This is a genomic window from Acuticoccus mangrovi (genome assembly GCF_016411865.1).
GTDB lineage: Bacteria > Pseudomonadota > Alphaproteobacteria > Rhizobiales > Amorphaceae > Acuticoccus > Acuticoccus mangrovi.
Genome location: NZ_JAEKJA010000007.1, coordinates 1 through 19091 on the forward strand (window position 1 = coordinate 1; position 19091 = coordinate 19091).

Sequence of the window (19091 nt, forward strand, 5' to 3'; positions counted from 1 at the left end):
AACCCTGACCTCAAGGTGGTCTACCAGCGCCTTATCAGCGCGGGAAAGCCGCCCAAAGTGGCCCTCACCGCACTGATGAGGAAGCTCCTCATCCTCGCAAACGCCCTCCTGCGCGATGGCCGCCTTTGGACCGAGAAAGCCGATTGAAAAAGACGGATACTCTAGCGGCTAGCGTCGCTTCTGCCCGAGGCCGGAGATGACCGCTTCGGCTTCGCGCACCATGCGCTGGAGGATCTGCGCGGCGGGCGGGGCGTCGGCGATGAGGCCCACCGCCTCGCCGACGAAGACGCCCACGTTGTCGGGATCGCCGTCGCGAAAGGCGGCGGCGTAGGCCTCGGCCTCGCGCGCGGCGACGGCGCGATGGCCTTCGGGGTCGCCCTCCCAGCGGCGGACGAAGGCGTTGTCGAGCACGCGGGCGGTGAACTCGGCCGGCCAGTCGAACAGGCGGGCGATGTCGGTGGCCCGCTGGCGGACGGTGCCGTCACCCGTGGTGGCGAGGGCGGCCGCGCGGTGGCGGGGGTGGCTGAGCGCCTCCTCGCTCGCCCAGAAGCGGGTGCCGACGAGGGCCCCGTCGGCGCCGAGGGCGAGGGCGGCGGCGAGCCCTCGGCCGTCGGCGATGCCGCCGGCGGCGAGGAGCAGCGGTTCCGCGCCCACCGCGTCGCGAACTTCAGGCACCAGCGTCATGGTAGCGCGCGCCGCGCCGTGGCCACCGGCTTCGGTGCCTTGCGCCACGATCACGTCGGCGCCGGCGGCATGCACGGCACGGGCCGCGGCGACGGTCTGGACCTGGCAGATCAGCGCGGCGCCGGCCGCGCGGATCCGCTCGGCGTAGGGCGCGGGATCGCCGAAGGAGAGCATCACCGCCCGCGGCCGGTGCGCCAGCGCCTCGGCGAGGGCGGTGTCGTCACCATCGAGCCGCCAGGTGATGAAGCCGACGCCGACGGCCGCGTTGCCGGCGTCGCGAAAGGCGTCCTCGACGAAGCGGGGATCGGCGTAGCCGCCGCCGATGAGGCCCAGCCCGCCGGCGGCGGTGACCGCGGCCGCGAGCCGGCCGCCCGACACCATCGCCATCGGCGCCGACACGATCGGCGCCGTGAGGCCGAAGCGCTCCGTCAGGCGGGTCGCGATCATTGCGGCGTCAGCCGGCGTATCCCTGGCGCGTGGCGTTGGCCTCGGCATCGTCCCGCGAGGGGAAGCCGGTGGCGGCGGCACCGACGATCTTGCCGTTGGAGGCCGTCCGGCGCCACCGCCAATGACCGGTCTTGTCCTCGTAGAATTCCCACTTGTCCTTGGCGTTCTTGCCGCGGCTCGCGTTGGCTTCGCAGTCGCCCTTGTCCTTATAGCCCTCGCACGCGGCGCCGACGATCTGGCCCTCGGGGCTCGTCATGCGCCACCGCCATTCGCCACGCTTGTCCTGATAGATCTCGACCGAGTCTTTCTTCTTTGCCATCGCCGCCTTCCTTCCCTGAGCAGATCAGAATGGCGGGATTTTGGTACTCGATGCAAGCACTTGATGCAAAGGCAGGCATGACGGTGCCGCCTTTTCGGGCGTCCGGCACGGCTTGGACGGGGCAAGTCGTGCCGGAACCAAGCCGCTACATCACCGCGCCGATCTGCCAGGGTACGAACTCGTGGTCGCCGAGCCCCTGGGCTTCGGACTTGGTGGCCTCGCCCGACGCGACCGCGAGAATGCGCTCGTAGATGTGCCGGCCGACCTCCTCCACCGTCTTGTCGCCGGAGAGGATGGGGCCGGCGTCGACGTCCATGTCCTCGTTCATCTTGGTGGCGAGCTCCGACGTGGTCGCCACCTTGATGGTCGGCGCGGGCTTGGAGCCGAAGGCGGAGCCGCGGCCGGTGGTGAACACCACCACGTTGCAGCCCGACGCGATCTGGCCGGTGACCGAGGCGGGGTCATAGCCCGGCGAGTCCATGAAGGCGAAGCCCGGCGTGCGCACCTCGTCGCCGTACTCGTAGACGCCGGTCAGGGGGGTGGTGCCGCCCTTCGCCGCCGCACCCAGCGACTTCTCGAGGATGGTGGTGAGGCCGCCGCGCTTGTTGCCGGGGGAGGGGTTGTTGTCCATGGAGCCCTTGTTGCGGGCCACGTAGTCCTCCCACCAGCGGATGCGCTCGATGAGCTTCTTGCCCACCTGCGGCGTCGCCGCGCGCTCGGCGAGAAGGTGCTCGGCGCCGTAGATCTCCGGCGTCTCGGCGAGCACGCCGGTGCCGCCTTGGCCGACGAGAAGGTCGCACGCGTAGCCGAGCGCCGGGTTGGCGGTGATGCCCGACCAGGCGTCCGAGCCGCCGCACTGCAGCGCCACGGTGAGGGCGGAGGCGGGGCAGGGCTCGCGCCGCGCCTCGTTGGCGATGGGCAGCATCGCCTCCACCTTGGCGATGCCGGCGTCCACCGTCCGCTTCAGCCCGGCGACGTCCTGGATGTTCATGGTGGCGAAGAGCGGCCCTTGCTTGAGGCCGTAGGCTTCGAGGAGCCAGTCGATCTGGTTCATCTCGCAGCCGAGACCCACCATCACCACGCCGGCGAGGTTCGGGTGGCGGGCGTAGCCCCACATGACGCGCTGGAGGGCGGCGAACCCGTCTCCCGAGCCGGCCATGCCGCAGCCGGTGCCGTGGGCGAACGCCACCACGCCGTCGACGTTGGGGTAGGCGGCGAGGCGCTCGGGCGTGAAGTGGGCGGCGATCTTGTGGGCCGCCGTCGCCGAGCAGTTCACGCTGGTGAGGAGGCCGATATAGTTGCGCGTCCCGATGCGACCGCTGTCGCGCCGGTAGCCCATGAAGGTGTCGGCCGCCGTCGGCGCGGGCGCGGGGCGCAGGTTGGTGCCGAAGGTGTATTCCACGTCCGTCGCCCGGAAGGCGAGGTTGTGATCGTGCACGTGGGCGCCCGCCGGGATGGTCTCGCTCGCGTAGCCGATGATCTGAGCGTACTTCTTCACCGGCTCGCCGGTCTTGATGGTGCGCGTCGCGATCTTGTGGCCGCGCGGGACCAGACTCAGCGTGGCGACGTCCTCGATGGTGGTTCCGGCTTCGAGCGGCCGCGTGGCGGTCACCACGTCGTCCGAGGCATCGAGGCGAACGAAAACTCGATCTACTCCCATGGTCTTCTTTTATCCCGTTGTCGGCATGCGACCCACCATATGGCATCGCAGGCGTGAACGCACGGGGTGTCTCGATCTCTTTTAAGCTGCTCCTATTCTTATTTCATATGTCTGTTAATGGATTTGATTCAGCGGTCAGATGCGATGCTCTGGTGAGCCTTCCGAAGAAAAAGACGAATGATCGATGAAACTCTAGGGTGTTGTCGGCGATTGTTCGAAGGCAGTCGAAAGAACGGCGTCAAGTTGCTGCGGAGGCTGCAGACTAGGGAGTGAAATGATGCGTAGTGAATGGGTTGGCGCGCGAGCTTTACTGCTCGCCGCCATGATGTCGAGTACCGCCCTCGTCGCGCCGGCCGCGGCGCAGGTGTCTGTCGGCGGCGGCGGCGGGTCCGTGGCCGATGCCGACGTTTCGGCGAGTGTCGGCGGCGGATCGGTTGCCGACGCGGACGTCTCCGCAAGTGTTGGCGGCGGTTCGGTCGCCGATGCCGACGTCGGTGCGACGGTGGGCGGCGGCGGCTCCGTCGCCGATGCGAATGCCGGCGCGACGGTTGGCGGGGGCGGCTCCGTGGCCGACACGAACGCCGGCGCAACGGTCGGTGGCGGCTCCGTGGCCGACACGAATGCCGGCGCGACGGTCGGGGGCGGCTCCGTCGCCGACGCGAATGCCGGCGCAACGGTCGGTGGGGGCGGCTCGGTCGCCGACGCCGATGTCGGTGCGACGTTGGGCGGTGGCTCGGTCGCCGATACGAGCGTCGGCGCGACGGTCGGCGGTGGCTCCGTCGCCGACGTGAATGTCGGCGCCACCGTGGGCGGCGGCTCCACCGGTTCTACCGGGTCGACCGGCGGTACCGGAGCGACCGTCGGCAGCACCGGCGGGGTCGGGAGCACCGGCGGAGCCGGCGCCGGAACGGCAGGCTCGGGCACGAGCGGCACGATCGACGTCGCCGAGCTCAACGCCCGGATCGGCCGGATGTCCGAAGCCGAGGTTCAGGCGCTGAAGCGCCGCTGCCGCTCCATTCTGGCGAACCCGCGGATCTATGAAGCCGACCTCGCGTCCCTTTGCCGCCTGCTCAGCCAGATCTGACACGGACGGGGCGTCGCCCCCGAGGTTGCCGCCGGGGCACCCCGCAAGGGGTGTCCCGGCGCTCGCGCATCGGCTTTTGGGCGCTATGCCGCAGTGCAAGAAAAGAAACCTTGATTTCATGCCTGCCGCGGGCAATGACGCCCCTTCTATACGGACCGTCGCCGCCGCCGGGCGGGGAGAAAGAGGAATTGAGCCATGCGCCTCGACGCCATCCCGATCGGGACCAACCCGCCGGAAGACTTCAACGTCGTGATCGAAGTGCCTGTCGGCGGCGAGCCCATCAAGTACGAGCTCGACAAGGAGTCGGGCGCACTCTGGGTCGACCGCTTCCTCTACACGCCGATGCGCTTTCCGGTGAACTACGGCTTCGTGCCGCACACCCTGTCGGAAGACGGCGATCCGATGGACGTGCTCATCGCGAGCACCCGCCCCATCGTGCCCGGCGCGGTGATGAACGCGCGCCCGATCGGCGTTCTCCACATGGAGGACGAGAGCGGGTCCGACGAGAAGATCCTCGCGGTCCCCGTGAGCAAGCTCACGCTGCGCTACGAGAAGCTGAAGACCTACTCCGATGTGCCGGCGATCACGCTGCAGCAGATCGAGCACTTCTTTCAGCACTACAAGGACCTCGAGCCCAACAAGTGGGTGAAGGTGACCGGTTGGGGCGACGAGAACGAAGCGAAGAAGATGTTTCTCCAAGCCATCGAGCGCGCCAAGGCGAGCAAGGCCTGATCGCGGGCCCGCTCGGACCCACGAGGGGGCCGATGGGAGAGCCGGGGCATCGGCGTTTCCCAAGACGACACACGGTGGCCGTTCGAGCCGGCCATCGTCGCCATGCGACGGCCCGCTGAGGCCGATCGCCCGGCACGGCCGCCGGAGCCGGTGCTTCAGATCGATCGAGGATCGCCGAGACCGTCGAGCGCGGCGGCCGGCCCGCCAGCCATCAGGCGCCAGTGGCGCACCATGGCGGTGGCGAGAGCGTTCGCGGCGTCGGGGTGCCGGCCGTCCGGGTTGACGCCGACGCTGTAGCGGGCGCCGGGCACGCGCAGCGCCGCCCATGGCTCGACGAGGGCGCCGGTCTCGAGCTGCGGCCGCAGGATCTGCACCGGGCCGACGATCGCCCCGCGGCCGGCCAATGCCGCCTCCAGCGCCACGTAGAAGTGCGGATAGACCTTCGGCGGACGTGCCGGCATCTCGCCGAAGGCGTGGCGGCACCAGCGCGACAGCTCGCCGGTGCGCGTCGCCGCGTCGACGAAGGGGAGGGTGCGCGCGTCCATCGTCTCGGCGAGCGAGGGGGGCACGAGCAACCCGAGCTCCTCCACGAAGAGCGGACGTGGGGAGAGCCGCTCCGGCAGCGTCTCCAGCCGACGCACGACGAGGTCGCAGTCGAGCGCATCCCAGTCCTCGGTGGTGTGCGTCGGGCGCACGCGGATGCCGACGTCGCCGCCGGCAACCTCCAGCGCCGGCAGGCACGGAATCAGCCAGCGCATGGCGAAGGTCGCGGGGGCGGCTACGGTCAAGACGGCCTGGCACTCCTGCACGCCCACCTCCTCGAGCGCCCGCTCGATGAGGGTGAGCGCCTCGCCCACCGCCGCGGCGAGACGCTCGCCGGCCGCGGTCGCGATCATGCCGCGCCGGCGCTCGCCAAACATCGGCCGCCCCATCCACTCCTCTAGGTGCGCGATTTGCTTGCTGACGGCGCCATGTGTCACGGCTAATTCTTGAGCTGCAGCCGAAACGCTCCCCGTTCTCACCACTCCTTCAAGAGCAATCAGAGATTTTACCGGCGGTAGTCGTCGTTTTGTCATGTGAATTCATCTCACAACAATGGAATTTAATTCGATTGTGTGCGGTTCGACTTGACGATATCCCGATGAGCGTCGCGAAAGCATGTCGTGTCCCTGGTAATTCTCTTTATACATCAGGCACATGGCGGTTTGATAACGGGAGGCCCGATGTCCGTTCGATCCGAAGCCGAGTCCACCGTCGAGGCGTGCACCGTGAACGGTCGCACCTACCTCCTGCCGCACCGCCCCACCGCGGTGATCTGCTACGACGGATGCGATCCGGCGTACGTGGCGGCGGCTCGGGCGGCGGGCATCGTGCCGCATCTGTCGCGGATGATCGACGAGGGCTTCGCCACGACCGCGCTCGCCGCGATGCCGACCTTCACCAACCCCAACAACGTGTCGATCGTCTGCGGTGCGCCGCCGAGCGTGCACGGCATCTCCGGCAACTACTATCTCGACGCCGCGAGCGGCCGCGAGATCATGATGGTCGACGCCGAAGGGATGCGCGCCGGCACCATCCTCGCCGCCCTCGCCGACAAGGGCGTGCGCGTCGCCGCGATCACGGCGAAGGACAAGCTCCTCAAGGCGCTCGCCAAGGACCTCCGCGGCATCGCCTTCTCCGCCGAGCGGGCCGACGCGGCCACGCTCGCGGCGAACGGCATCGAGGACGCGACCCGCCTCGTCGGCCGCCCGACGCCGGCGCCCTACCACCCGGACCTCTCGCTCTTCGTGCTCGACGCCGGCGTGCGCCTCGTCGCCGGGCAGCGGGTGGACGTCGCCTATCTCTCGCTCTCCGACCTCGTGCAGCACGCCCATGCGCCGGGCACGCCCGAGGCGAACGCCTTCATGGCGGCGGTCGACGAGCGGGTCGGCGCGCTGCTCGCGGCAGGGGCGACAGTGGGCATCGTCGCCGATCACGGCATGAACGACATGGCCGACGACAGCGGCACCGCGCGCATCGCCTACGTCGCCGATGTGCTCGACGCGGCCTTCGGCGCCGGCCGCACCCGCGTCATCTGCCCGATCACCGACCCCTTCGTCCGCCACCACGGCGCGCTCGGCGGCTTCGTCCGCGTCCACGTGACGGACCCCGAGCTCGCCGTGGCGCCGGTGCTCGCCGCGGTCGCCGCGATCGACGGCGTGGCGGAGGCGATGAGCGGCGAAGAGGCGGCCGCGCGGTTCGACATGCCGCCCGATCGCGAGGGCGACGTGGTGGCGATCGCCGCGCCCGGCGTCGCCCTCGGCGCGCATGTCGCCGACCACGACCTCAGCGCGCTCGCGGGGGTCCGGCTGCGCTCCCATGGCGGCCTCGCCGAGCAGACGGTGCCGTTCATCCTCTCCCGCCCGCTCACCCCGGCCTATCGGGCGAAGGCCGCCGGCGGCGCCCTGCGCAACTACGACATCTTCGACTTCGCGCTGAACGGGGTGCTCTGACCATGGCGCGCGCGATCGTCATCATCCTCGACGGGCTGCGGCGGGACCTCGTGTCGTCCGAGACGACGCCGAACCTCGTCCGCTTCGCCGAAGAGGCGACGCGCTTCACCGCCCACCGCTCGGTGTTCCCGTCGGCGACGCGGGTGGTGTCCGCCGCCTTCGCCACGGGGTGCCACCCGGCGCGCAACGGTCTCTGCGGCAACACGGTGGCGCTGATGGCGGACGGTCGGCTCGGCCTCCACGACGTCGGCAAGCCGGAATTCTTCCCCACCAAGCGCCGCCTGACGGGGGTGACGCTGGAGCGCCCGACGATGGCCGAGCGGCTCGCCGACCGCGGCGGGGCGGTGGTGTTCAACAACGTCTCGCCCGGCGCGGCCTACGCCCACGATCCCGACGGGTTCGGCACCGTTTATCACCGCGCCGGCTCGCGCGGGCCGGGGTTGCGAGCGGTGGCGAAGCCGCTCGACATCGCCCTCGGCATCGATGGCGACCGCGCGATGGCCGACCGCTTCGTCGCCGAGGCGGTGGCGGGCGAGGCGGCGCTCGCGGTGCTCTGGCTGTCGGAGCCCGACACCACCCAGCACGCCGTGCCGCTCGGTTCGCCCGACCATCTCGCCACCCTGAAGGCGGCGGATGCGATCGCCGGCCGCGTCATCGCCGCGGTGTCGGAGCGGGACGAGGACACCCTCCTCGTCGTCGGCTCCGACCACGGCCACCAGACCGTCGGCAACGTCATCGACATCGACGCCTTCCTGGTGGCGGAGGGGCTGAAGACGAAAGGCGCCGACGACATCGTCGTGGCGCCCAACGGCACCGGCGCGCTGATCTACGTGCACCCCGACCGGGCCGAGAGCATCCCCGCCGTCGAGCGGGCGTTGCGCGGCACGCCCTGGGTCGGGGCGGTGTTTTCCGGCGACCGCCTCGCCGAGGTCGGACAGGCGCCGAATGCGGGTCTCGCGATCGCCGTGTCGATGGCGGCGAGCGACGCGACGAACGCGTTCGGGGTGCCGGGCGTCAGCGTCGCGGCGCGGCCGGCGGCCGGCAAGGCGGACCGCCTCGGCTGCGGCCAGCACGGCGGGCTCGGCCGCTTCGAGCAGTCGCCCGTCCTCATGATCCGCGGTCGCGGCTTTTCCGCCGGCGAGGAGCGCACCGACGCGACGTCCATCGTCGACCTCGCCCCCACCATTCTGACCCATCTCGGTGTCCCCCACGCGGACCTCGATGGGCGGGATCTTCACGCCCCTCTGGAACTCCACGGAGAACAACGGTCATGACGAAGCCCTTCGTCCGCCTCGATCGCCGGCAGATGATGATCGGCACCGCCGCGGCGGCGCTCCTCGCGTCCGCTCCCCTCGCCGCCGCGCAGGACGCCGCGCCGAACCACGGTGGCGTCCTCAACTACGCCACCCTCGGCCTCGACACCTCCGATCCGCACCGCCACACCGGCTCCATCGCCGTGCAGCAGCTCTATGTCGAGGCGCTCACCTCGATCGGTCCGGACGGCCGCGTCGAGCCCTTCCTCGCCGAGCGCTGGGACGTGTCGGAGGACGGCAAAACCTACACCTTCACCCTGCGCGACGGCGTGACCTTCCACAACGGCGACCCGCTCGACGCCGACGCGGTGGTCGCCAACATCGAGCGCGTGCGCAACAACGTGACGGGCGGCTGGCTCGCCTCGGCGATGAAGCTCGTCGAGAGCGTCGAGGCCACCGACCCGCGCACCGTCGTCCTCACCATGAGCGAGCCCTACGCGCCGCTCGTGAACCTCATGTCGGAGCTGTGGATCGTCTCGCCGGCCTCGAAAGGCTGGGATGCGACCATCGAGACGCCGATCGGCACCGGTCCCTTCATGTTCGGCGAATGGAAGCCGCAGGTGAGCCTCACCGCCCCGGCCTTCGCGCACTACTGGCGCGGCGAGGACCTGCCCTACCTTTCCGCCGTCGAAGTGAACCTGCGCGAAGACATCGACAAGGCCAACGCGTTGCGCGCCGGCGACCTCGACATCGTCAATGTCGGGCGCGACGTGGCCCGCCGCCTCGCCCAGGACCCGGCGATCCGCACCTCGACGCTGAAGGACTCCACCTGGTATTTCGTGTCCTTCAACAACCGCAGCCCGCGCCCGCCCTTCGACGATCCGAAGGTCCGCGAGGCGGTCATGCACGCCATCGACAAGCAGGCGTTCATGAACTTCCTCGCGCCCGAGACCGGCGTCCTCTCCAACCAGATGGTGATGCCGGGCCACGTCTACTTCGACGAGGCGATCGCGGCGGCCGACGCCTATCCGCAGGCGGATCTTGAGAAGACCAAGGCGCTGCTCGAGGAGGCCGGCGTCGACCCGTCCGAGATCACCATCGACCTCGTCTCCTGGCAGGAGAACTACCCGCAGGTCGTGGTGCAGATGCTGCGCCAGGCCGGCTTCAACGTGAAGCACTCCGCGCTCGACGATCTCGGCGCCCAGAACCGCCTCGGCCAGTATGACTGGGACGTCGCGGTGATGGCGTCCGGCCCGCGCGCCGACATCTTCCTGCGCTACGTGCGGCTGATGAGCGACGGCCCGAACCCGGTCCTGTGGGGCGGTATCCAGGACGCCGAGCTCGACCGGCTGATCAAGGCCGCCGTCGCCGAGACCGACGAGGCGGCGCGCAAGACGCTTTACAGCGAGGCGTTCCAGCGGGTGCTCGACAACGACTACTTCATGGTCCTCGGTCATGCGCCCAACGCCATCGCCATGCGCGAGGCGGTGAAGGGCTACGAGCCGGGCTTCACCTGGTCGCCGAACTGGGTGAGTGGCGGCATCGCCCAAACCTTCCTCATCGAGGACTGAGGCGCGATGGCCCTCGCGATGAAGGCAGACGGCCGCCGGGAGACCGGCGGCCGGGTCGCGCCCCGCATCGCGGGGGCGATCGTTCTCGCTATCGTGCTCGTCGCCCTGTTCGGGCCGTGGATCGCCACCCACGACCCGTTCGATCAGGACCTCTTCCACCTCAACGCCGCGCCCGGCGCCGACCATGTCCTCGGCTCCGACCACATCGGGCGCGACGTCTTCTCCCGCCTCGTCATGGGCGCGCGGCAGACGCTCGCCGTGGGCGTCGGCGGCACCCTCATCGCCTTTCTCCTCGGCGGTGCGGCCGGCCTCCTCGGCATGGCGCTGGGGCGGTGGGGCGAGATCGCCGTGTTCGCCTTCATCGACCTCGTGCGCGCGGTGCCGGGCATTCTCCTCGCCCTCCTCGTCATCGTCGCGGTGGGGGAGGGGACGGGGCCGGTGACGCTCGCCCTCGGCATCTCCTACGCCCCCTTCTTCGCCTATGTCGCGCGCGCGACGTACAAGCGCGAGGCGGCGCAGGACTATGTGCGCGTCGCGCGCCTCTTCGGCGGCGGGCGCCTCCACGTGCTGCGCCTCCACATCGTGCCGAACCTCCTCGGCAGCCTCGTCACCCAGGCGGCGATCATCCTGCCGCGCTGCATCGTGACGGAGTCGGTCCTCTCCTTCCTCGGCCTCGGCTCCTCGCCCGATGCGCCGACATGGGGGCGGATGATCTCCGACGCGAGCCGTTATCTGGAGGTGGCGCCGCACGCGATCCTCGCGCCGATCCTGGCGCTCGTCATGCTGACGGTGAGCCTCCTCGTGCTCGGCGACGCGCTGCGCGAGCGCATCGACCCGCTGCGCGCCGGACGCCGCACAGCAAGCGGAGGGGCGTGATGGCGCAGCTCAGCAGGATCCTCCTCGCCCTCCTGCGCATGGCGGCGCAGGCGGCCGGCATCGTGGTGATCGTGTTCCTTCTCTGCCGCATCGCGCCGGGCGACGCGGTGGACCGGCTCGCCCTCGAAGGCGGCCTCACGAGCGCCGAGGAAACCGCGCTGCGCCACGAGATGGGGCTCGATCAGCCGATCCTCGTCGATCTCCTCACCTGGTCCGCACACGCCCTCGCCGGCGACTTCGGCCAGTCGCTGCGCTACGGCCGGCCGGTGGCCGACATGCTCGCCACCGCCCTTCCCACCACGCTGACCCTCGCGGCGGGCTCCTTCGTGGTGGGCCTGCTGCTTGCGATGGGGCTCGCGGTGTCGGCGGCGGTCACCGGCAACCGCGTCCTCGCCCTCACCGTCAACCTCGTCAATGTCTGGTCGATCGCGCTGCCGACCTTCTGCGTCGGCGTCGTGGCGATCCTCGTCTTTTCGGTGTGGCTCGGCTGGCTGCCGGTGATCGGGGCGCTGGCGATGCCCATCGTCATCATCGGTATCGACAATGCCGGGCAGATCGGCAAGCCGCTCCTCGAAGAGCTGCGCGAGGCGACGACGTCGGCCCACGTGCGGACTGCGCGGGCGAAGGGGCTGGGCCGACCGCGCATCGCCGTCTTCCACCTCTTGCCGACGGCCTTGCCGGTGGCGCTCGCCCTCTCCGGCCTCGTCCTCGCCGGGCTCGTGGCGGGAACGCTCACCATGGAGATCCTGTTCGGCCTGCCGGGGCTCGGCAGCCTGATGCTCAACGCGATCCATGGCCGCGACTATCCGGTGGTGCAGGCGGCCATCACCGTGGTCGCCGTCGCCCTCGTGGTGATCAACGCCGTGATCGACATCATCCACCACGCCGTCGACCCGAGGCTCGCCCGATGACCGACAGCCCGCTCCTCAGCGTCCGCGACCTGACGGTCTACGCCGACGAGACCATGATCGTGGAGGCCGTGACCTTCGACCTCCGGGCCGGGGAGACGCTCGCGGTGGTGGGCGAATCGGGATCGGGCAAGTCCACCTTGGCCCTCGCCGTCACCGGCCTCCTGCCGCCGGGGCTTCACTGCGAGGCGGGCGCCGAGGTGCGTTTCGACGGCGTGCGCCTGCCTCTCGAGGAGGATCGCGCCATGCGCGCCCTGCGCGGCACCCGCATCGGCATGGTGTTCCAGGACCCGATGAACTCGCTCAACCCGTTCATGCGGGTCGCGAGCCAGCTCGCCGAGGCGCTCGGCCGCGTCGGGGTGCCGGCGCGCGAGCGGCAGCGCCGCATCGCCGCGCTCCTGCGCGAGGTGGAGCTCGGCCCCGAGCTCGCCCACCGCTACCCGCACCAGCTCTCGGGCGGCCAGCAGCAGCGCGTGATGATCGCGATGGCGCTCGCCGGAAGCCCCGACCTCCTGGTGGCGGACGAGCCGACGAGCGCCCTCGACACCACCACCACCGGCGAGATCGTCGGCCTCCTGTCCCGGCTGCGGCGCGAGCGGGGGATGGCGCTGCTCTTCATCAGCCACGACCTCGGCCTCGCGGCCGACGCGGACGCGATCATGGTGATGCGTCGCGGCCGCGTCGTCGAGACCGGGGCGGCGGCCTCGGTCCTCTCGGCGCCGCGCGAGGACTATACGCGGGAGCTCGTCGCGGCACGGCGCCTGCTCGCCGAGGCGCGGCCGACGGCGGCGAGTGGCGAGGCTCCGGTGCTCGCGAGCGTCGACGGCCTCGCTGTGGACTATCCCGCCCGCCGCCTCTTCGCGCCGCCGACGCGGGTGCTCCACGACGTGAGCGCGACGCTACGGGCGGGGCGCACGCTCGGCGTTCTCGGCCGCTCCGGGTCCGGCAAGAGCACGTTCGCCCAGGCGCTCGCCGCCATGCAGCCGCCGAGCGCCGGCACGGTCCGTCTCCTCGGCGCGGCGCTCACGCCTCTCGACGCGACGTTGCCGCGGCGCGAGCGGCGCGCCGTGCAGTTCGTCTTCCAGAACCCGCAAGGCGCGCTCAATCCGCGCCTCACGGTCGCCCGCGCGCTCGCCGAGCCGCTGCGCCTTGCGGGCCGGCTCGACGGGCTCGACGAGGCGGTCGCCCGGGCGCTCCGCGAGGTCGGCCTTTCCCCGGCGATGGCGGCCCGCTTCCCCCATCAGCTCTCCGGCGGCCAGCGGCAGCGGGTGTGCATCGCCCGCGCGCTCCTGTGCGATCCGAAGATCCTCATCTGCGACGAGGTCGTGTCCGCACTCGACATGACGGTGCAGGCGGAGATCCTGGCGCTCCTCGCGCGTCTCCAGCGCGAGCGCGGCTTCGCGATGGTGTTCATCGGCCACGACATCGAGGTGGTGCGCTGGATCGCCGACGAGATCGTGGTGATGCACCAGGGTGAGGTGGTCGACCGCTGCACCGCCGCGACGCTCGGCGCGCCGGACCGGCACGAGGAGACCCGCCGCCTTCTCGCCCACGCCCGCCCGCTGGTGCATGCGGCCGACATCGCGACGGAAGAGCGCCGCGCCACCGCCTGACGGATCGGCGCACGAGATCGGCGCGAGAGATGGTGACCTTGTCACCGTGAGGCGGATCGGTTTCGCGGCATAAATCCCCATCAACGATGGAGGACTTCCATGCCCAACACGCACGCACGAGCGGTTGATACGTGGTCGCCGCTCTATTTCCTCGCCTCGGTCGGGGCGGGCGGCCTCGCGGTCAGCTTCTTCATGTATCTCATGTTCTGGGTGCCCCATCCGGGGCGCGCCGTTCCGGTGGTCGAGGACATCGCGTCCCACCTCGGCTCGGCCGATGTCGTGACGATCGCGATGGTTGCCCTCGCCATGGCCGGCATCGCGGTCTTCGGCGCGTTCAACCTCGGTCTCCTCGTCTGGAATCTGCGCCGTGTGCCGGCCTTCACCCGCTCCGAGAGGGGGGCGAGCCTCCTCGCCTCGAACGCCGAGACGCAGCTGATGGCGATGCCGCTCGCGCTCGCGATGTCGGTGAATGTCGGCTTCATCCTCGGCCTCGTCTTCGTGCCGGGCCTCTGGAGCGTGGTCGAGGTGCTGTTCCCGCTGGCGATCGCGGCCTTCGCGCTGATCGGCGGGCTGGCGCTGCGGCAGGTCGGGCGCTTTCTCGGCCGCGTCATCGGCTCCGGTGGCTTCGACTGCCGAACCAACAACTCCTTCGCCCAGCTCCTGCCCGCCTTCACCTTCGCGATGATCGGGGTGGGGCTCGCGGCACCCGGCGCGATGTCGGCGACGCTGTCGACGGCGGGCATCTCGATCGTGCTGTCGACGTTCTTCATGGTCGCGGCGGTGGTGATCGCGCTCGTCGGCCTCGTGCTCGGCGTGCGCGCGATGATGGAGCACGGCGTCGCCGTCGAGCAGGCGCCGACGCTGCTGATCGTCGTCCCGATCACCACCGTCCTCGGCATCCTCGCGATGCGGCAGGGACACGGCCTCCACGTGCATTTCGCGAGCCACGGCACGGCGGGCGACATGCTTGTGCTCCTCAGCCGCCTGCTCTCCCTGGAGGTCCTGTTCCTCCTGTTCGGGATGACCATCCTGCGGGCGACCGGCTACCTGAAGCGCTTCGTCTTCGGCAGCGAGACGTCGGCCGGCGCCTACGCTCTCATTTGCCCGGGCGTGGCGCTGTCGGTGATGCTCCACTTCTGGATCAACAAGGGCCTCGTCGCGGCCGGCGTCGTGACGAAGTTCGGCGTCGCCTACTGGGCGCTCGGCGCCGTGGCGCTGGCGGCCCAGCTCGCGATGATCTGGCTTTTCGTGGTTCTCCACCGGCGCCATTTCATGGCGTCGCCGGTGCCGGTGCCGGCCACGGCGGCAAACTGAAGTGATGCCGGTTCGCCGCGCGCCTCGCGCCCGAAGCGGAGGGTTGGACGAGGCGCCATGAACCAACCGCAGCGAGAGGGGCGTGGTGCTCTGCGCCAGGCCCTGCGTGTCGCCGGGGGCCGCGAGCTGGTGGCGGCGGAGGGCGATATCGTCTTCCGCTTCGACGGGGTGCCGGACGCGTTCGTCTATCTCGTCTCGGGGCGGATCGGCGTGCGCTTTCGCGAGCTCGGCGCCGGCACGCCGTTCGCCGCATGCCGCATCACCGGCGGAGAGGACTGCCTACCGCTGACGGCGGCGCTCCTCGGCCGCATCGCCGTCGCGGGGACGGGGCGGGCGCTGACACGGGTGCACTGCGTCGTGCTCGACGCGGCACGCTTCGAGGCGCTGCTTCTGCGCTCGGAGGTGTTTCGCGCGGCGCTCTTCAGCGACCACGCGCGGCGGCTGCCCTTCATCTTCGCCCGAGCGGGCGGCGCGGCAAAAGAGGGCATCGACGCCCGCCTCGCCGACTGGTTACTGGCTCAACCGGATCGAAACGGCATCCGCACCACCCACCAACGCCTCGCCGCCGACCTCGTCACGGCGCGGGAGGTGGTCACGCGGCGGCTGCGGTTGTTTGCGGACCGGGGGTGGATCGTGCAGTCGCGAGGCATCATCATCGTTACGGGAGCGGCCGCGCTCTCCCGCCTCGCGCGGGGTCATCACCAGTGGAGCGCCGCGCCGATGCAAGGTGAAGGCACCGGCCGCAAGAGCCCGGCACGCGCCGACGACGCGCCGCGATGACGGAGACCACGGCCCCGCCGCGCGAGGTGCGCAAGCAGACGACGGACCGCATCTTGGGGCCCGTCGCCGCCGAGCTGCGCCGATCCGCCTATCTCTCCGTCGCCGCCGGGCTGATGTGGCCGCTGCAGGCGGCCGTGCTCGCCTGGATCGTCGCGGGCTGGGTGGAGGGGGCGACCGACCTCGGGCGCACCGCGCTCGGCGCCCTCGGCTTCGTCGCCGGCGGCGCGGTGCGGGCCGCGCTGGAGCGCCTCGCGGGCGCGGACGCCTTCGCGGCGGCCGATCGGGTCGTCGAACGGGAGCGCGCCACGCTCCTGACGCGGGAGGCGCGGGCGACCGGGCCGATGGGATCGGCCGCCGTCGCCGCCCTCGCGACGCAGAAGCTCCCGATGATCCAGCCCTTCATCACGCGCTACACCACGGCGATGACGCGGGTGCGCGTCGTTCCCCTCGTCCTCCTCCTCCTGACCCTCTGGCTCTCGTGGGCGGTGGCGCTGATCTTCCTCGTGGCGGGGCCGCTCATCCCGGTGTTCATGGCGCTCGTCGGTATGGCGGCGTCGGAGGCCTCGCGGCGGCAGATGGAGGAGATCGGCTCGATGAACGACATGCTCATCGACCGCCTCGCGGCGCTCACCGACATCCGCCTGCTCGGCGCCAGCGAGCGGGCGGCGGCGGACTTCGCGGCCCGCGCCGAGGGGTTGCGCGAGCGTACCATGGCGGTGCTGCGCATCGCCTTCCTGTCCTCCACGGTGCTCGAACTCTTCGCCGCGATCGGCGTCGCGATGGTGGCGGTGTTCGTCGGCTTCTCGCTGCTCGGCGTGATCGGCTTCGGGGCGTGGGGTACGCCGCTGACGCTCGCCGAGGGCCTGTTCCTGCTGCTCATCGCGCCGGAATTCTTCCAGCCGATGCGCGACCTCGCCGCCGCCTGGCACGATCGGGCGGCGGGTCTCGCCGTCGCCGAGGAGCTGATCGCGCTCGACGAGGCGCCGCGGGTGCCGCTCATCGGCAGGGCCGTGCCCGCCGCGCCGATGGCGGGGCCGCTCCGCGTGCGCCTGGACGATGCGGTCGCCGCCCTTCCGGGGCTCGCCGTGCGCCTGCCACGGCTCGACCTCTCGGCCGGCGAGGCGGTCGTCCTTTCCGGGCCGAGCGGGTCGGGCAAGTCGACGACGCTCGCCGCCGTCGCCGGCCTCGTGCCGCTCGCGTCGGGTCGGCTCGAGGTGTGCGGCGCCCCGCTCGGCGACGCCAATGCCGACGCCTGGCGCGCGCGCCTCGCCGTGGTGCCGCAGCGCCTCCATTTCGCCGCCGAGCCGCTCGCCGCCTTCCTCGACCCGCGGGGCACCGGCGCCGACCCGTGGCCGGCGCTCGACCTCGCTCGGGCTCGCGACGTCGTCGCCCGGCTGCCCGGAGGGCTCGACGCCCGCCTCGGCGAGACCGGCGGCGGCGTCTCCGGTGGCGAGGCGCGCCGGCTCGCCGTGGCGCGCGCGGTGATGGCGGGCGGCGACCTCGTGCTCGCCGACGAGCCCACCGCCGACCTCGACGCGGAGACGGCGCGGCAGGTCATCGACGCGCTCCTCGCCTTGCGGGACGAGGGGCGAGCGCTGCTCGTCGCGACGCACGACCCGGCGCTCGTCGCCGCGCTCGAGCGCACCGTCAGGCTGCCGGCATGAGGGCGCTTGGCTCGATCGTCCGCCTCGTCCTCGCCGCCGCCCCGTGGGCGATGGCGCGAGGGGCCGCGCTCTCGGTGGTGGTGCTCCTCATGGGAGCGGCGCTCCTCGGCCTCTCCGGCTGGTTCATCACCGCGACGGGGCTCGCGGGCCTCGCCGGCGCCGGCATCGCGTTCGACGTCTTCCGGCCGTCCGCCGGGGTGCGCTTCCTGGCGCTCGGCCGCACCGCGGCGCGCTATGGCGAGCGGATCCTGACCCACGACGCGACGCTCAAGGCTCTCGCGGCGCTGCGGGTGGACCTTTTGCGCCGGCTCGCGGGCCAGGGCGCCCGGGTCCTCGCCCAGCTGCGGGCGGAGACGGCGCTAACCCGCATCGTCGCCGACGTCGACGCGCTCGACGGGGTGGTGCTGCGTCTCCTCCTGCCGGGGCTCGCCGCGCTCGTGACCTACGTCGTGGCCTTCCTCGTGCTCGGCATGCTGGCGGGCTGGCTCGTCGCCGCGGCCGTCCTCCTCGGCACGGTGCCGCCGGTCGCCGTGATCCTCTGGCGGCTCGGTGCGGCGAGCCTCGGCCCCTCGCGCGCGGCCGAAGACGACACCCAGGCGTTGCGGCGCGGCGTGATCGACGCCCTCCGCGACCGCGAATCGCTGATCGCCTACGGCCGCCTGATGGCGCGGGAGACGGAGCTTCTCGCCGTCGACGGGGCCGCCCGCCGGGCCGCCGCCGAACTCGACACCATCGAGCGGCGGGCCGGCTTTCGGCTGTCGCTCGTCGCGACCCTCGTCACCGGTCTCGCCATCCTTGCGGGCGGGTTTCTCGTCGCGCGCGGCGAGGCGGGGGCGGCGATCGCCGCCATCGGCATCTTCGTGGCGATCGCGCTGACGGAAACGCTGATGCCGCTGCGCCGCGGCTTCGCCGAGCTCGGCCGCATGACGAGCGCGGCGACGCGAATCGTGGCGGTGGCTGGCGGGGAGGCGCGGCCGGTGTTCGGTGAGGCGCCGACCCTCGCGCAAGGCCCGGCGCTTAGGGTCGACGGACCGCAGCTCGACCTCGCCCTCGAGGCGGGAGAGGCCGTCGCGATCCGCGCGCCGAGCGGCGCCGGCAAGACGACGCTGCTCCTGATGATCGCCGGCCTCCTCCCGGCCGGTGCGATCGACATTCGCATCATGGGGCGCGATGTCGCGGCATGGCCCGACGAGGCCCTACGACATGTCCTGACTTTGGTGCCTCAACGGAGCGCTCTCATCGCCGGGACCGTGCGCGACAATCTCCGCCTCGCGGCCGACGCCGACGATGCGGAGCTCTGGCGGGTGCTTGCGGCGATCGGTCTCGCCGGCGAGATCGAGCATCGCGGCGGGCTCGATCTGCGCCTCGGCGAGGCTGGCTCTGGGCTTTCGGGCGGTCAGGCCCGGCGCCTCACCCTCGCGCGTGCGCTGCTCAAACGGCCGCGAATCCTGCTTCTCGACGAGCCGACCGAGGGTCTCGACGACGATGCCGCCGCCCGCGCCCTCGCCGGCGTGCGGCAGCTCCTGCCCGATGCGGCCATCCTCGCTGCCTTGCACAGGGCTTACGATCACCCTCTTTTTGACCGAACTCTTTTCCTTCGTTTGTGACCTTAGTCACCGTCCGGACGTCCATGCCGCGCTAACAGGGGTCGTTGATCGGCGGCATGGACTCGGGGCTCGGCACGTCTGCCGATC

16 protein-coding genes and 1 pseudogene are annotated in these 19091 nt (G+C 71.3%); 13 read left to right on the forward strand and 4 right to left on the reverse strand.

Going from position 1 to position 19091, the window contains the following annotated elements; genetic code table 11:
• Positions 1-147 (forward strand): annotated as a pseudogene (locus JCR33_RS25695) (IS110 family transposase); the annotation flags it as partial.
• Positions 148-168: 21 nt separating this feature from the next.
• On the opposite strand, the gene JCR33_RS09215 reads toward JCR33_RS25695, so the two are convergent.
• From JCR33_RS09215 to JCR33_RS09225, 3 genes are all read right to left on the reverse strand, one after another.
• Positions 169-1131 carry an NAD(P)H-dependent flavin oxidoreductase gene (locus JCR33_RS09215; protein ID WP_232372471.1) on the reverse strand — a complete coding sequence of 321 codons (963 nt, stop codon included), beginning with the start codon at positions 1129-1131 and terminating at the stop codon, positions 169-171.
• 7 nt (positions 1132-1138) lie between these two features.
• Complete coding sequence (locus JCR33_RS24930; protein WP_198881772.1) at positions 1139-1450, reverse strand: YegP family protein; 312 nt, start codon at positions 1448-1450, stop codon at positions 1139-1141.
• A 145-nt stretch (positions 1451-1595) separates the two neighbouring features.
• Positions 1596-3110 carry a UxaA family hydrolase gene (locus JCR33_RS09225; protein ID WP_198881773.1) on the reverse strand — a complete coding sequence of 505 codons (1515 nt, stop codon included), beginning with the start codon at positions 3108-3110 and terminating at the stop codon, positions 1596-1598.
• Between the two features lie 277 nt (positions 3111-3387).
• Between JCR33_RS09225 and JCR33_RS09230 the strand changes: the two genes are divergently transcribed.
• Both JCR33_RS09230 and ppa read left to right on the forward strand, forming a co-directional pair.
• Positions 3388-4194 (forward strand): hypothetical protein, encoded by an 807-nt coding sequence (locus tag JCR33_RS09230; protein WP_198881774.1) that lies wholly within the window; start codon positions 3388-3390, stop codon positions 4192-4194.
• Between the two features lie 195 nt (positions 4195-4389).
• On the forward strand, positions 4390-4926 hold the full coding sequence (ppa, locus tag JCR33_RS09235; protein ID WP_198881775.1) for an inorganic diphosphatase: 537 nt from the start codon (positions 4390-4392) through the stop codon (positions 4924-4926).
• 155 nt (positions 4927-5081) lie between these two features.
• Here ppa and JCR33_RS09240 read toward each other — a convergent pair whose 3' ends face one another.
• Positions 5082-6002 carry a LysR family transcriptional regulator gene (locus JCR33_RS09240; RefSeq protein ID WP_269751166.1) on the reverse strand — a complete coding sequence of 307 codons (921 nt, stop codon included), beginning with the start codon at positions 6000-6002 and terminating at the stop codon, positions 5082-5084.
• 147 nt (positions 6003-6149) lie between these two features.
• On the opposite strand from JCR33_RS09240, the gene phnA reads away from it, so the two are divergent.
• The 10 genes from phnA to JCR33_RS09290 all read left to right on the forward strand — a co-directional run bounded on the left by phnA (position 6150) and on the right by JCR33_RS09290 (position 19004).
• Positions 6150-7418: a phosphonoacetate hydrolase gene (gene phnA / locus JCR33_RS09245; RefSeq protein WP_198881777.1), complete on the forward strand. Its 1269-nt coding sequence runs from the start codon at positions 6150-6152 to the stop codon at positions 7416-7418.
• A 2-nt stretch (positions 7419-7420) separates the two neighbouring features.
• Positions 7421-8692 (forward strand): alkaline phosphatase family protein, encoded by a 1272-nt coding sequence (locus JCR33_RS09250; protein ID WP_198881778.1) that lies wholly within the window; start codon positions 7421-7423, stop codon positions 8690-8692.
• Positions 8689-10242 (forward strand): ABC transporter substrate-binding protein, encoded by a 1554-nt coding sequence (locus JCR33_RS09255; protein ID WP_198881779.1) that lies wholly within the window; start codon positions 8689-8691, stop codon positions 10240-10242. The genes JCR33_RS09250 and JCR33_RS09255 overlap by 4 nt, the downstream gene beginning before the upstream one ends.
• 6 nt (positions 10243-10248) lie before the next feature.
• The gene (locus JCR33_RS09260) at positions 10249-11118 is read left to right on the forward strand and encodes an ABC transporter permease (protein ID WP_198881780.1); all 870 of its coding nucleotides are present in this window, start codon (positions 10249-10251) and stop codon (positions 11116-11118) included.
• Positions 11118-12029 carry an ABC transporter permease gene (locus JCR33_RS09265; protein WP_198881781.1) on the forward strand — a complete coding sequence of 304 codons (912 nt, stop codon included), beginning with the start codon at positions 11118-11120 and terminating at the stop codon, positions 12027-12029. The genes JCR33_RS09260 and JCR33_RS09265 overlap by 1 nt, the downstream gene beginning before the upstream one ends.
• A complete protein-coding gene (locus tag JCR33_RS09270; protein ID WP_198881782.1) occupies positions 12026-13639 on the forward strand; it encodes a dipeptide ABC transporter ATP-binding protein in 1614 nt (537 codons plus the stop codon). The genes JCR33_RS09265 and JCR33_RS09270 overlap by 4 nt, the downstream gene beginning before the upstream one ends.
• Positions 13640-13738: 99 nt before the next feature.
• Complete coding sequence (locus tag JCR33_RS09275; RefSeq protein WP_198881783.1) at positions 13739-14953, forward strand: TsoY family (seleno)protein; 1215 nt, start codon at positions 13739-13741, stop codon at positions 14951-14953.
• 57 nt (positions 14954-15010) lie between these two features.
• Complete coding sequence (locus JCR33_RS09280; protein ID WP_198881784.1) at positions 15011-15733, forward strand: Crp/Fnr family transcriptional regulator; 723 nt, start codon at positions 15011-15013, stop codon at positions 15731-15733.
• A complete protein-coding gene (locus JCR33_RS09285; protein ID WP_198881785.1) occupies positions 15730-17397 on the forward strand; it encodes an ABC transporter ATP-binding protein/permease in 1668 nt (555 codons plus the stop codon). The genes JCR33_RS09280 and JCR33_RS09285 overlap by 4 nt, the downstream gene beginning before the upstream one ends.
• A complete protein-coding gene (locus JCR33_RS09290) occupies positions 17394-19004 on the forward strand; it encodes an amino acid ABC transporter ATP-binding/permease protein (RefSeq protein ID WP_198881786.1) in 1611 nt (536 codons plus the stop codon). The genes JCR33_RS09285 and JCR33_RS09290 overlap by 4 nt, the downstream gene beginning before the upstream one ends.
• Positions 19005-19091: the final 87 nt, after the last annotated feature.